This is a genomic window from Pedobacter heparinus (assembly GCF_032678725.1).
In the GTDB taxonomy this organism is placed as follows: Bacteria; Bacteroidota; Bacteroidia; order Sphingobacteriales; family Sphingobacteriaceae; genus Pedobacter; species Pedobacter heparinus_A.
Map to the genome: position 1 here is coordinate 115,819 of NZ_JAVTSC010000004.1, position 14,161 is coordinate 129,979.

At 43.1% G+C, this 14,161-nt stretch carries 10 protein-coding genes; 4 read left to right on the forward strand and 6 right to left on the reverse strand.

All coding sequences use genetic code 11. The features are described from left to right. The first annotated feature begins 30 nt into the window (after window positions 1-30). Together R2Q85_RS07905 and R2Q85_RS07910 are read left to right on the forward strand one after the other, a co-directional pair. Window positions 31-1,908 (forward strand): CocE/NonD family hydrolase, encoded by a 1,878-nt coding sequence (locus R2Q85_RS07905; RefSeq protein WP_410478858.1) that lies wholly within the window; start codon window positions 31-33, stop codon window positions 1,906-1,908. A 2-nt stretch (window positions 1,909-1,910) separates the two neighbouring features. Beyond that, window positions 1,911-3,569 carry a M1 family metallopeptidase gene (locus R2Q85_RS07910; RefSeq protein WP_316811223.1) on the forward strand — a complete coding sequence of 553 codons (1,659 nt, stop codon included), beginning with the start codon at window positions 1,911-1,913 and terminating at the stop codon, window positions 3,567-3,569. On the opposite strand, the gene R2Q85_RS07915 is transcribed toward R2Q85_RS07910, so the two are convergent. From R2Q85_RS07915 to R2Q85_RS07940, 6 genes are all read right to left on the reverse strand, one after another. After that, a complete protein-coding gene (locus R2Q85_RS07915; protein WP_316811224.1) occupies window positions 3,566-4,267 on the reverse strand; it encodes a DUF2490 domain-containing protein in 702 nt (233 codons plus the stop codon). The two genes, R2Q85_RS07910 and R2Q85_RS07915, sit on opposite strands and share 4 nt — an antisense overlap. A gap of 61 nt (window positions 4,268-4,328) precedes the next feature. Then, window positions 4,329-5,219: a hypothetical protein gene (locus R2Q85_RS07920; RefSeq protein ID WP_316811225.1), complete on the reverse strand. Its 891-nt coding sequence runs from the start codon at window positions 5,217-5,219 to the stop codon at window positions 4,329-4,331. Window positions 5,220-5,317: 98 nt separating this feature from the next. Next, window positions 5,318-6,556, reverse strand: a complete 1,239-nt coding sequence (gene odhB / locus R2Q85_RS07925; RefSeq protein WP_316811226.1) for a 2-oxoglutarate dehydrogenase complex dihydrolipoyllysine-residue succinyltransferase — start codon at window positions 6,554-6,556, stop codon at window positions 5,318-5,320. 18 nt (window positions 6,557-6,574) lie between these two features. Further along, window positions 6,575-9,370, reverse strand: coding sequence for a 2-oxoglutarate dehydrogenase E1 component (locus R2Q85_RS07930; protein WP_316811227.1), 2,796 nt, complete (start codon window positions 9,368-9,370; stop codon window positions 6,575-6,577). Window positions 9,371-9,435: 65 nt separating this feature from the next. Continuing rightward, window positions 9,436-10,314 (reverse strand): MerR family transcriptional regulator, encoded by an 879-nt coding sequence (locus R2Q85_RS07935; protein WP_316811228.1) that lies wholly within the window; start codon window positions 10,312-10,314, stop codon window positions 9,436-9,438. A gap of 96 nt (window positions 10,315-10,410) precedes the next feature. Continuing rightward, complete coding sequence (locus R2Q85_RS07940; protein WP_316811229.1) at window positions 10,411-11,706, reverse strand: DASH family cryptochrome; 1,296 nt, start codon at window positions 11,704-11,706, stop codon at window positions 10,411-10,413. Window positions 11,707-11,906: 200 nt separating this feature from the next. On the opposite strand from R2Q85_RS07940, the gene R2Q85_RS07945 reads away from it, so the two are divergent. Next, complete coding sequence (locus R2Q85_RS07945; RefSeq protein WP_316811230.1) at window positions 11,907-12,818, forward strand: TIGR01777 family oxidoreductase; 912 nt, start codon at window positions 11,907-11,909, stop codon at window positions 12,816-12,818. Window positions 12,819-12,851: 33 nt separating this feature from the next. Next, entirely contained in the window at window positions 12,852-14,156 is a 1,305-nt protein-coding gene (locus R2Q85_RS07950) for a deoxyribodipyrimidine photo-lyase (protein ID WP_316811231.1), read from the forward strand. The last annotated feature ends 5 nt before the right edge of the window (window positions 14,157-14,161 follow it).

Genomic DNA, 14,161 nt, shown 5'->3' on the forward strand with positions numbered 1-14,161 from the left:
CCATATATTTATCCTTAAAAAAACCTCCCTATGACTTCTTTTAAATCACTGTGGTGTAGCATACTTTTTATTTTAATCTGTTTTTCCGGTTTTACACAGCAATCCGATTCTGCCTATATACGGCAGCATTACACAAAAATTGAGCGGCTGATCCCCATGCGGGACGGCATCAAACTCTTTACAGCCATATATATCCCTAAGGAAAACAGTAAAAAGTACCCTTTTATGCTTAACCGGACTCCTTATACGGTTTCGCCCTATGGCGAAAGCAATTATAAAACAAGTCTCGGGCCCTCCCCGCTTTTTGTAAAAGAAGGGTTTATCTTTGTGTATCAGGACGTAAGGGGCAAATGGATGAGCGAAGGAAAATTTGAAGACGTAAGGCCCCATATGGCAAACAAAAAGAACAAAGCTGATATCGATGAAAATTCGGATACCTATGATACCATCGATTGGCTGATTAAAAATATTCCGCGAAACAATGGTAAGACGGGCGTATACGGCATTTCCTACCCAGGTTTTTATTCCACTGCTTCCTTACCTGATGCACATCCCTCATTAAAAGCGGTATCGCCGCAGGCACCGGTAACCGACTGGTTTATTGGCGATGATTTTCACCATAATGGCAGCTTATTCCTGGCTGATATTTTTAATTTTTATTACACTTTTGGTGTTCCCAGGCCCAGACCGGCCACACCGGAAAACCGTCCAAAGCCATTTAATTCCCCGGTTAAAGACAATTACCGGTTTTTCCTGGAACTGGGTTCCTTAAAAAACATCTCCAAAAAATACTATGGTGATACCATTAAGTTCTGGAACGACATCAAAGCGCACCCGAACTATGATGCTTTTTGGAAGGCAAGGAATATTACCCCACATTTAACTGGTGTAAAGCCGGCCGTTTTGGTTGTTGGTGGTTTTTTTGATGCAGAAGATCTTTACGGAACCTTAAAAACCTATGAGGCGATTGAAAAACAAAATCCCTCGGCAAAAAATAACCTGGTCATGGGCCCCTGGTATCATGGAGGCTGGGCAAGAAGTACAGGCAACAGTTTCGGAGAGATCGATTTTGGTCAGCCGACCAGCACCTGGTACCAGCAGCAAATTGAATTTCCTTTCTTCATGCAATACCTTAAAGATGCACCGGCAGCAAACATTGCCGAAGCAAATATTTTCATCACAGGCAGCAATGAATGGAAAAAATTTAGTGCCTGGCCACCTGAAAATACAGAAGACAAAACATTGTACCTCCAACCCAATGGTAAGCTGAGTTTTGAAAAAGTGCAACGCACCGATAGCTGGGATGAATATGAGAGTGACCCCAATTCTCCTGTTCCTTATCAGGATGGGACGCAAACCAGCAGAAGCCGCGAATACATGATCGACGACCAGCGTTTCGCCTCACGCAGGCCGGATGTAAGGGTTTTCCAGACAGATCCGCTTACCTCAGACATCACACTTACAGGACCTGTACTGGCCAAACTGGTGGTATCAACTACAGGGACAGATGCGGATTATGTAGTAAAGCTGATAGATGTATATCCCGAAGATACGCCAAACCCGGCTCCTAATCCTAAAAACCTGGTCATGGGTGGCTACCAGATGCTGGTACGTGGCGAAATTATGCGGGCAAAATACCGTCACAGCTTTGAAAAGCCAGAGGCTTTGGTCCCTGGAGCGATCACTACAATAAATTATGCCATCCCTGATGTTGCGCATACCTTTAAAAAAGGTCACCGCATCATGGTGCAGATCCAGAATTCCTGGTTTCCGCTGGCTGACAGGAACCCACAGCAGTTTATGGACATTTACCAGGCTGAGGCGGGTGATTTCAGAAAAGCTACCCACAGAATTTTCCACGATGTGCGCAATTCATCCGCCCTTACCGTAAGGGTATTAAAACCTTAAATATGAGGGGATTTTTATGGCATGCAGCTTTGGTGTTATTGATGACACAGCCGGGCACAGCCCAGCTGATAAAAAGGCAACAGGCCTATACTGCAGCAGATACGCTTAGGGGAATGCTCAGCCCCTTGCGCAGCTGTTACGATGTCAATTATTATCACCTGGATATCAGCCTGGATATTGACAATCGTTCCATCAGCGGAAGCAATGAGTTTAGCTTTACTGCAAAGCAGCATTTCAGCAAACTGCAATTTGACCTGTTCAGCAATCTTGAAGTAGAACAAGTTATTTTTAAAGGGAGGCAGCTTCCGTTTACCAGAAGATTTAATGCAGTTTTCATCACCTTTCCGAGAACTATTGAAAAAGGCAGCCGCGAAAAATTTAAGGTATTTTATTCCGGCAAACCGCTTATCGCTAAAAATCCACCCTGGGATGGGGGCTTTATTTTCAGCCAGGACAAATCCGGTAATCCCTGGGTATCAGTAGCCTGTCAGGGCCTGGGTGCCAGTAGCTGGTGGCCCAACAAGGACCACCAGAGTGATGAGGCAGACAGCATGCTGGTCAGCATAAGCGTTCCCAGGGACCTGCAGGAAATCTCCAATGGCAGGCTGCGCAGCAAAGTAGAAAAACCCAATGGTTACCTCCAGTACAACTGGTTTGTAAACAATCCGGTCAATAGTTATAATGTCAGCTTTTATATCGGCAAATATGCACATTGGAGCGATCAGTATCCGGGAGAAAAAGGAGAACTGACACTGGATTACTGGGCCTTAAAGGCAGACAGCGCAGTTGCCCGTTCCCACTGGGATGCAGCTGTTAAGCCTATGCTAAAATCCTTCGAACATTGGTTTGGCCCTTATCCCTTTTATGAAGACGGTTATAAGCTGGTTCAGGCACCTTATCTGGGCATGGAACATCAAAGTGCAATTGCCTATGGCAACGACTTTAAAATGGGCTACCTTGGGGACGACCTCTCCGGCTCTGGCTGGGGGCTGAAATTTGATTTCATTACTGTACACGAAAGCGGACATGAATGGTTTGGCAACAACATCACCAGCAAAGACATGGCAGACATGTGGGTACATGAAGCTTTTACCAGTTACGCAGAAGCCTTGTTTACAGAAGCTAAATACGGAAAAAAAGCTGCATCCGAATATGTTACCGGCATCAGGAAGAACATTAAAAATGATATTCCCATCATTGCGGCCTACAACCTGAACCAGGAAGGCTCTGGTGATATGTATTACAAAGGGGCCAACCTTATCCACCTCATCAGGCAGCTGATCAATAACGATGACAAATTCAGGGCCATATTAAGGGGATTAAATAAAACTTTTTATCATCAAACAGTAAGCACCCGGCAAATTGAAGGTTACCTGGCCAGACAGAGTGGATTAAACCTGCAAAAAATCTTCGACCAATACCTCAGGCATGCCGATATCCCGACACTGGAGTACCAGATCAACAACGGTTTGCTGAAGTACAGATGGAAAGCCAGTGTGCAGAACTTTGATATGCCGGTAAAAGTAAGCTTGAGGCCAGGCAGCTTCAGCTTAATCAGGCCATCAGGCAGCTGGAAAACAATTCCGGTCAGCAAAAGTATGAATCGTAAGTTATTTAAAGCAGATCCAAATTTTTATGTCCGTATCAAAGCGGTCAATTAAAACCTGGTATACAAAGCGAGCTGGATGGCATGGTTCATGGTATGGTTACCGGCTCCATTTATCAGTTGGTTCAAGTACCCTGCTTCCACATCAAAATTTTTGCTGAACCGGTATCCAATAGCGCCGTAAGCGCGGTTCTGGTCAAAAAATTTACCATTCAGCTTTGACTTATGCTGAACATTAAAAAACAATTCATTTTGCAGAGCGGCAAAGGGGCCGCTGATAAAGGCTTCCTTTGTTTCGGTAAGCGGAATAACACCCCTCAGAAAATACCTCAGGCGTTGCGAGAAAATGTCGTCCCCGGCAGCTTCAATAAATCTTTGCTCCAACCTGAACCGATGCTGCACAGCAATGGACCTGAGCTTATGCGTCAGAATGTATTGCTCCCATATCCGGTGTTCTGTCAACACGTTATCTGCTGATCCGTCCTGTTTCAAAAAAGTATTTGCCAGTAAATAGCCAACGGTGGCATTGCTGTTTTTATTGATATAATAAGTCACACCAGGTCTGAACAAAAAATTCCGGACACCATCCCATTTATCCGCAGACCTCAGTTGAACATCCAGGTGCAAACCCCATTTATCATTAATTTTAGTGCTGTTTAAAAACATCAGCCAGCCAGAACTTTGGTTTACATTCTGGGAGAAACCATTCAGTACAAAAAGAGAAAATAAAAAGGTAAAAATTAAACGTCTCATATAAATTGGATTGGATCAAGATGCTAAAATAAAAAACAAAAACAAACGTTCAATATGCCCGCTAAAATTGAAAGCCCAGTACCGTATAATTCTCGATATATTTGATTTTCTGACTTGCCCCGTCAATATCGTTCCTGCCTGTAGTGTGGATTTTAGTCAGGTCAATATAGCCAACCTTTGTGCTATTTTGCAGATAAAGCCCTTTAAGAATGTAAAACTTGAAGCCGAGTTTAGCAGAAACACCATAACCGGCAATATTCCAATAATTGTTCTTCCCTACATCAAACAAATGAGCATCAGTTCTAGGCACCACCAAACCAGCACCTATTCCGGTTTCCATGGTTAATGAAGTACGTTGAGAATAAGCAACCCAAATGTCATCATACCTTTCCAGCTCTACACTCGCATAGTTAAGCCCGTCCGTATGCTCAAATCTCAGCATATCAGGCCCCACCTCCAGCAATTCACCATTATATACGCCAGCATAGCCACCGGTAGGAATGGCTGGATCAGAAATCGTTGCATCTATATGTCCGTCGATCTTTACCTTTTGCGGAATATCCATCACATATTTCATGTGGTCCCAACCCAATGAGATGCTGTAATTGTCCTTTATAAAATAACCAAAATGAAAATTAAACTGCGGGATGCTTAATGAACTTGGTTGCAGGTATTTCCAGCTCAATTTAGTTTGCCTGTCACGGGCTACCACATCTCTTAGCGTAAAATCATAGCCAGGACCTTTAAAATTGATATCGCTTTTTGCGTACCAGGAATGGTTATATCCCCACATTGCAAAGAAATCCCCTTTTCTCGAGAAGTTTCTTTTCACCTCGTTACCGAAAATACTTCTACCAATTCTGGGCTTTTGTGCAGAAGTAGTGATGTTTTGCTGTGCACTTAATTTTTTTGAAAAAACTAATAAAAAAACAAATAAGTAGTACTTTTTCATAATTGCAATCAACCCACCGGGGGTGATGAATAAAATCAATGGTTTAAATCAAAAAAGACCTGCAGTTTATGCAGGCCTTTTCTTTATTCTTTCGGGACTTATATCCCCAATAACAATCTTGCAGGATCTTCCAGTAATTGTTTAACCCGTACCAGGAAACCAACAGATTCTCTGCCATCAATGATCCTATGGTCATAAGACAAAGCCACATACATCATCGGACGGATTACAACTTCACCTTTCTCCGCAACCGGACGTTCAATGATGTTGTGCATACCGAGAATTGCAGACTGCGGAGCATTGATGATTGGAGTAGACATCATCGAACCAAAAACACCACCATTGGTGATGGTAAAGGTACCGCCTGTCATTTCCTCCAGGGTCAATTTGCTGTCGCGTGCTTTTGTAGCCAGTTCAATTACTGTTTTTTCGATCTGCGCAAGGCTCATGCTCTCCGCATTTCTGATGATGGGAACTACCAAACCTTTAGGTGCAGAAACCGCAATGGAGATATCAGCAAAGTCATTATAAACAATAGACTCCCCATCAATACGGGCATTCACCGCAGGGAAATCTTTCAAAGCCTCACATACTGCTTTGGTAAAGAAACTCATGAAGCCTAAGCCTACACCGTATTTTTCCTTAAACTGATCCTTATATTTTCCACGCAGGTCCATGATCGGTTTCATGTTCACTTCATTAAAAGTGGTCAGCATGGCTGTTTCATTTTTGACAGTAACCAGGCGTTTAGCTACAGTTTTGCGCAATGGCGACATTTTTTCCTTGCGCTCATTTCTTGATCCTGCTACAGGAGCAGCAACAGCCGAAGCTTTCGGAGCCTCTGCTTTAGCAGCAGGAGCCGCTGTTTTTTCTGTATTTAAAGCATCCTCTTTAGTGATCCTGCCGTCTACGCCACTTCCTTTAACCGAAGCTGCATCAACCCCTTTTTCGGCCAGAATTTTACCCGCAGCAGGAGATGGGGTACCCGTAGCATAGCTTTCACCAGATTTTTCTGCAACCGGAGCTGCTGCTTTATCTGCAGCCGCAACTGGTTTTTCAGCAGCAGGTGCAGTTGCTGCTGCAGGTTTTGCAGGGGCAGCACCACCGTCTTCAATTTTACAAACTACAGCACCAATTGCCAGTGTATCACCTTCATTAGCTACCGTTTTCAAAGTTCCGGCTTGTTCTGCAGTTAATTCGAAGGTAGCTTTATCAGACTCTAATTCTGCGATCACTTCATCCATTTCTACTGCATCACCATCATTTTTCACCCAGCGTGATAAAACAACTTCTGTTATTGACTCGCCAACCGGCGGAACTTTTATTTCTATACTCATAACTGATGTATTATTTTTCTAATCTACATTAAATACTTTACTCACTGATTTCTTAGCGATCTTCTGCTCCACTTCAGTAACCGGCATCTCAAAAGCTTTGGCCAGGATATAGGCCTGCTGATCTGCATGCTGTTTCGCAAATCCCGTAGCAGTACTACTGCTTTCTTTTCTCGAGATCACTTCCATATCACTAAAGATCGTTCTTCTCAACCTGCGCAACAAATACGGCCATGCACCCATGTTCTCCGGTTCTTCCTGAACCCAAACCGCTTCTTCAGCATTTTTATATTTGTGATAAACAGCTTCCATTTGCTGCACCGGAGTAGGATACAATTGTTCCACACGTACAATGGCTACATCTTTAAGCTGATCTTTTTGTTGTTTCTCCAGCAGTTCATAGTAAATTTTACCACTGCAGAACAATACCCTTTTTACATCAGCTGCTTTAACATTCGCGTCAGCGATTACTTCCTGGAATTTGCCGTCGGTAAATTCTTCCAGTTTAGAAACGCAGGCAGGATGGCGCAATAAGCTCTTAGGTGTAAACACGACCAATGGCTTTCTAAAGTCACGTTTAAACTGCCGGCGTAAGGCGTGGAAAAAGTTCGCAGGTGTAGTACAATTGGTTACCTGCATATTGTAATCTGCACAAAGTTCCATAAAGCGCTCAATCCTTGCAGAAGAATGTTCCGGGCCCTGCCCTTCATATCCATGCGGCAACAGCATCACCAATCCGTTTTCACGCTGCCATTTGGTTTCTGCACTTGCCACATACTGGTCAATAACAATCTGCGCTCCATTAAAGAAATCGCCAAACTGGGCCTCCCAGATAGTTAGCGCATTAGGATTCGCCATGGCATAACCATACTCAAAACCCAGCACACCGTATTCAGATAAATGTGAATTGTAAATGTCAAATGGTGCCTGCTGGTCGGAAATATTGGCCAGTGGGATATATTCTTCTTCAGAATCTTCTAAAGTAAGTACCGCATGACGGTGTGAGAAAGTACCCCGTTCTACATCCTGTCCGCTCAAACGTACTCTCTTTCCTTCTGCAAGCAAAGTACCGTAGGCCAGCTGCTCACCCATCGCCCAGTCAAACACATGTGTAGTATTTGCCATTTTGCTGCGTTCCTCAAAAAGCTTTTCAATTTTTTTGAAGAACTTTTTATTGGATGGCAACGTGCTGATCCTTTTGGCAATTTCCAGTAAAGTTGATTTTTTGACAGCGGTACTGGGAGAACTTTCAAAATCTTTAGGTGTGGCAATGCGCATATCAGACCAGGCCCCGCCAAACTTCACATCCTGATAAGTAGAAGTAATTTCTTTTGCCTCGTTCAAACGTTCCTGCAAAATACCACGGAATTCTTTTTCCATCTCTTTTGCCAAACTCGCCTCCAGTTTACCTTCGGTAACCAGCTGCTGGATATAAATATCTCTTGGATTGGCGTGTTTCTCAATTGCTTTATAAAGCAGGGGCTGGGTAAATTTAGGCTCATCCGATTCATTGTGTCCAAATCTTCGGTAACACAAGATATCTATAAATACGTCGTTCCTGTATTTCTGGCGGTACTCCATAGCCAGGTTGATGGCATAAACCAAAGCCTCCACATCATCCCCGTTTACATGAAACACAGGTGATAAAGTCACTTTGGCAATATCAGTACAATACGTACTGGTCCTCGCATCTTTAAAATTGGTGGTAAAACCAATCTGGTTGTTAATTATCAGGTGAATGGTGCCTCCCGTTTTATAACCATCAAGACCAGCCATCTGTATCACTTCATAAACAATCCCCTGCCCGGCAACAGAAGCGTCACCATGAATCAGGATCGGTGCAATGCGGGCATTATCACCACCATATTTAAAATCTATTTTAGACCTGGTCATTCCTTCAACCACTCCATCTACCGTTTCCAGGTGCGAAGGGTTTGGACAAAGGCTCAGGTGTACACTCTTACCGTCATTTGTAGTCACGTCTGTTGAATAACCCAGGTGATATTTCACGTCACCTCCAAAGGGAGATTCAGCACTATAGCCTTTGCCTTCAAACTCTGCAAAAATGTCCTTATAGGTTTTCTGCATAATGTTGGCCAGCACATTTAAACGTCCCCGGTGGGCCATACCAATCACAAACTCTTCAATACCCAGGTCCGCACCTTTTTCAATTACAGAATCAAGCGCTGGGATCAGTGCTTCTGCGCCTTCCAGCGAAAACCTTTTCTGACCAAGAAACTTCGTTCCCAGAAAATTTTCAAAACTAACCGCTTCGTTTAGCTTTTTAAGTATCCTTCTCTTTTCCTCAATGGAAAAATTTGGGGTGTTCCGCCCGCTTTCCATTTTTTGCTCTAACCAGGAAAGCACTTCAGGCGTACGCAGATATTTATATTCAACACCAATAGAACGGCAGTACGTTTGTTTTAAAAATGCAACAATATCACTCAGTTTGGCCGCTCCGATACCCAGTTCAATACTGGCATTAAATACGGTATCCAAATCAGCTTTAGTCAGTCCAAAATTCTCGAGATCAAGCGTAGGCAAATGCTGACGTCTTTCTCTTACCGGGTTGGTATGCGTAAACAAATGGCCGCGCTGACGGTAGCCATTGATCATGTTTAACACATTAACCTCCTTTAAAAAGTGCTCAGGGGTCTCTTCTGTTACAGAACCGGCAGAAGCACTTCTGCCAAAATCAAAGCCTTCAAAAAATTTCTGCCAGCCAAATTCAACAGAATCTGCGTCTTCTTTATAAGATTGGTATAAGGACTCTATGTATTCGGCATTCGCGCCGCTGAGATAAGATAAATTATCCATTATGTATAAATATGCTATAAGTGTTGCAAAATTAGGATTTTACCTTATAAAACAGGCAAATTTCTTTATAATTCTTCAAGAAATTCGACCATATCACAAACATTCTTCAAAGGGGTCAGCCGATCCTTCACAAGAATGTCAAATTCGGAGATCAGACTCCCTGCAACAAGCAGCGGAACCTCCACATAATCCATCACTTTACCGATAATTCTATTGATATCTTTTCCAAGATTTAAGGACGTTAAAACAATAAATGCATAATCTGGCTGATAAGCAGCAATTACTTTTTTAATATCATGATATGGAATATCAGCACCCAGATAAAGGGTCTCATGTCCGCATTTTTTCAACAGATATCTCGTGAACAACAATCCCGTCTCATGCAGCTCTGCTTCTGGCAAAAAAAGCACAAACCTCAAAATCTTTTTCTTCCTGGGCCGTTCCAGCTTGTCAATTTCCACGATGATCTTGTCCCTGATCAGGTTGGCCGCAAAATGTTCCTGAGAAGGATCTATTGTTCCTGTTTGCCATAGCATACCTATGCGCTTCATAAAAGGGAACAGCACCAGATCCATGGTCTTAACCAGGCCCATTTCAGTAATGCAACCCGTCAGTATTTTTGAAAACTCACTTTCATCATAGTTGAGCGTTGCATTGGAAAGATTCAGCAACTGGACAGTCTCATTTCCCCAATCCGAATTTAACTGCTGAACCAGGTTTGCGATCTGATGCGCATTCAATTTAGCTATTCTGCTGATTTTATATCCGTTTTCATTCAGCGCAACAATATTGAGCAGCATCTTCAGGTCCTCCTCATCGTAATACCGGATGTTGGTGGGTGTACGCTTGGGGGGTACCAGATTGTACCTGATTTCCCAGGCCCTGATCGTATGCGCCTTAATGCCTATAAGGCCTTCTATATCACTGATGGAATATTTTTTCACATTATTTACACAACAAATGTTAAACAACTTTGTTTAAAATACAACTTTTGTTCAACATTTATTCATTATACATGCACGATGAGGGAAGGAAACAGCTTAAGCAAAAGACGGACTATCAGAAATGGCCACATCAAGAATCTTGATCTGTTTACTTAAATCGAATGTATTTTTCGACTTCGCGTCATCTTTGCCGATGCCGGCCACACTTGCCCAGTTGCCCCAGTTACTGGCTGGTGCATAATCAATCAATTTCTCTTCAAAATAAGCGGCACCGCAAGTCCAGTGGATTTTCAACACATGGACAAGATAGGTGGCCACAAGTAAGCGACCAGTATGCGGAATGAACCCTGTTGTATTCAGGTCATACATATATCTATCCACTATCGGATTTTCCGTCTGACCAGTTTTCCACTTTTCTAAAGCAGGATTAACAAACTCAGTAGCGTCCAGGATATCTTTCTCCAGATCCCTTTCCTGAAAAAAGGCAATGCCATGCTTTTTAAACATAAACCTGAAATAATCCCGCCACAACAGCCCCAAAAGTACCTGGTTAAAATTGGCATTCAAGCCAAAAATACCTTCAGCCTCCTTAACCTTCCAGTATACCATTCTTGGTGACAAACATCCAAAAGCCAGCCAGGCCGATAACCTGGACGAAAAGCCTGGCTTTTCCGGCGTATGCTTTGTACTATGTTTCAGGTAAATATCAGCATCAGCGGCCAGTAAGCTTTTAAGGTGTAACAAGCCTGCCTCTTCGCCACCTACAGCATATTGCTCAGCTATCGTGTCCGTATTTAAGTCAAACCCCAGGTCTTTTAATGAGGGGAGTTCTCCCCAGCTCGTATGCACTACAAAATCGATATGTTCCGGAGCCAAAAAGCAGGATTTCACAATGGCGTCCCGCTCAGTTTTCTTTTTAAATTGGGCAAATACATCTGGTATATCCTTAATAGGAAAGGGCAAATCCTCCTTATTATAAAGGGTATGTCCGATAAAGTGCTTTAAGTTAATTTTCAGTGTCCATAAAAGATCTTCCACATGCCCGGAAATTTCTGTTTCCTCAGGGCCCACTTCCCGGTGGTGGTATACTTCAGCAATTTCAAATTGCGTTACCAGTTCCCTGATCTTATCCTCAGGTTTCCCCTGCACCAATAAAATATCTCCACCAAGCTGCTGAAAAGCTTTTCTCAACGACAAAATGCTTTCCAGTAAAAACATGCTCCTTAAAACTCCCGTCTTGGCTGTTTCAAACCTGGTATTTTCAAAATAACGTGGATCAAAGAAATAAACGGGTAAAATACTGTCAGATTTGGCAATCGCTTCGACCAACATTTCGTTGTCATGTAACCGAAGATCATTCCTAAACCAAACAAGTATTTTTTTATTCTTCATTATATATACTAAATCTTATAGATAAAATTCAAAAATATGCCATTTTTTATCTTAAAGCTAATTCGTCAACCAATCTTTACATAAGCAGAACAAAATATTTACCAGAAAAAGATAATTTGACAAACTAAACCTGATGATATCAGTTATATAATTACGATATAGTAACCCGATTTCCCCTACTGATTAAATAAAAATATCCAATGGTAAATAAACACATCCTGATCACCGGAGCAACAGGGATGATAGGTAAAAGACTGATAGCTGCATTACTTCAGTCAGGTCATTCCATTGCAGTTTTGTCCAGAAAGCGAAAAACTATACCCGGTGCAAAAGTTTACCTATGGGATGTTTATCACGGTAAAATAGAAAAGGAATGTATGGACGGAATAGATACCATCATACACCTTGCCGGCGAAAATATTGCAGCAGAGAAATGGACAAATAAAAGAAAACGACAGATCATTGACAGCAGGGTATTGTCTACCCGGCTGCTGTACCAGACCATAAAAGACACCAATGCCAAAATCGGGACGTTTGTATCCGCCTCTGCCGTTGGCTATTATGGAGACAGCGGCGACGAAATACTTACTGAAGAAAGCCCCGCCGGCTATGGCTTCATGGCCGATTGCTGTCAACAATGGGAAGCGGCCATTGACAAAGGCAGACAGCTTGGGATCAGGATAGTAAAACTCAGAACCGGTGTGATACTGGCTAAAAAAGAAGGAGCATTGGCCTCCTTAGAAAAGCCCATCCGTTTTTTTGCTGGCGCTCCCCTGGGTTCCGGCAGGCAATGGATACCCTGGCTACATATAGACGACATGGTGGCCATGTACATCAACGCAATCGAAAATAACTTAATATCAGGGGCATATAATGCCTGTGCTCCCTTCCCGGTAACCAATACTACTTTAACCAAAGCCATTGCAAAAAAATTACACCGGCCGGTATGGCCATTTAAGGTGCCTGAAAAGATACTTAAATTTATGCTCGGAGAAATGAGTGAGGTTATATTTATCAGTACCAATGCCTCTGCACAAAAAATACTGACAGCAGATTTTAAGTTCAGATATATCCAGCTTGATGAGGCATTATCCGATATTTACGATTCCTAGGGTCAGCCTCTTCAGGACATAATAAACATTTGAATGAAACAAAACATTAGCATTTGCTGGTTACGCAGAGATCTGCGCCTGACAGACAACGCCGCCCTTTACCACGCCCTTAAAAGTAAATATCCGGTCCTGCTCCTGTTTATTTTTGATGAAAATATCCTGAGTAAACTAGCCAGCAAACAAGACCCAAGACTAACATTTATCCAGCAAACACTCGAAGCGTTAAACCTTGAATTAAGGCAGTATGGCTCCGGAATTGAAATCAAATATGGAAAGCCTGAACAGGTTTGGGCCGCTATCTTAAATACCTACCAGGTTAAAGAAGTATATGCCAACCAAGATTATGAGCCTTACGCCAGAGAACGGGATGATGCCCTGGCCGAATACCTGACATCGGAGCACATCAGGTTCAATACCTATAAAGACCAGGTGATCTTTGAAATGAAGGAGATCCTAAAAGCAGATGGAAACCCATACACGGTCTTTACCCCTTATTTCCGGCAATGGCGGCAAAAACTCAATGCTTTTTACATTAAGCCGTATCCCGTAAAAAAATACCTGCAGAACCTGCTTCAGAAAAAAGGGACAATCATACCTGCACTTGAAGAAATCGGCTTTCAAAAGTCTGACCAAAAATTCCCCGGCCAGAGTTTCGAAAATAAACTGAAGGCATACGAAGAAAAAAGAGACTTCCCTGCTGAAGATGCAACTACACACATCGGTTTGCACCTCCGTTTCGGAACGATCAGCATCAGGGCAGCCGCAATGACGGCGCTCGATCAAAAGGCAGATAAATGGTTATCAGAGCTGGCATGGCGGGATTTCTACATGATGATCCTCTGGCATTTCCCCGCTGTTGTTCAGCAAGCTTTCAAACCCGCTTACGACAACATCCGCTGGATCAACAACGAGTCGGATTTCAAAAACTGGTGTACCGGACATACAGGCTATCCCCTGGTAGATGCCGGCATGCGGGAACTCAATGCGACAGGCTACATGCACAACAGGGTTCGTATGGTTGTAGCCAGCTTCCTGACCAAACACCTGCTGATAGACTGGCGCTGGGGCGAGGCCTATTTTGCCGAAAAACTACTCGACTATGAACAGGCCAGTAATGTTGGCGGCTGGCAATGGGCCTGCGGATGCGGCAACGATGCAGCCCCTTATTTCCGGGTGTTCAATCCGGAACTGCAGGCCAAAAAGTTCGACCCCGAAAACAAATACATCGACCGCTGGGTACCCGAACTAAAACAACAAAAGCATGTTAAACCTATAGTTGAACATGCTTTTGCCAGAGAAAGGGTATTAAAAGTATTTAAGCAGGCCCTAAACCAATAAGCCTA

Excerpts from the sequence above, each read along its gene's own strand:
- R2Q85_RS07905 (WP_410478858.1), top strand. The coding sequence starts at position 31 with ATGACTTCTTTTAAATCACTGTGGTGTAGCATACTTTTTATTTTAATC.
- R2Q85_RS07910 (WP_316811223.1), top strand. The coding sequence starts at position 1,911 with ATGAGGGGATTTTTATGGCATGCAGCTTTGGTGTTATTGATGACACAG.
- R2Q85_RS07915 (WP_316811224.1), bottom strand. The coding sequence starts at position 4,267 with ATGAGACGTTTAATTTTTACCTTTTTATTTTCTCTTTTTGTACTGAAT.
- R2Q85_RS07920 (WP_316811225.1), bottom strand. The coding sequence starts at position 5,219 with ATGAAAAAGTACTACTTATTTGTTTTTTTATTAGTTTTTTCAAAAAAA.
- odhB (WP_316811226.1), bottom strand. The coding sequence starts at position 6,556 with ATGAGTATAGAAATAAAAGTTCCGCCGGTTGGCGAGTCAATAACAGAA.
- R2Q85_RS07930 (WP_316811227.1), bottom strand. The coding sequence starts at position 9,370 with ATGGATAATTTATCTTATCTCAGCGGCGCGAATGCCGAATACATAGAG.
- R2Q85_RS07940 (WP_316811229.1), bottom strand. The coding sequence starts at position 11,706 with ATGAAGAATAAAAAAATACTTGTTTGGTTTAGGAATGATCTTCGGTTA.
- R2Q85_RS07945 (WP_316811230.1), top strand. The coding sequence starts at position 11,907 with ATGGTAAATAAACACATCCTGATCACCGGAGCAACAGGGATGATAGGT.
- R2Q85_RS07950 (WP_316811231.1), top strand. The coding sequence starts at position 12,852 with ATGAAACAAAACATTAGCATTTGCTGGTTACGCAGAGATCTGCGCCTG.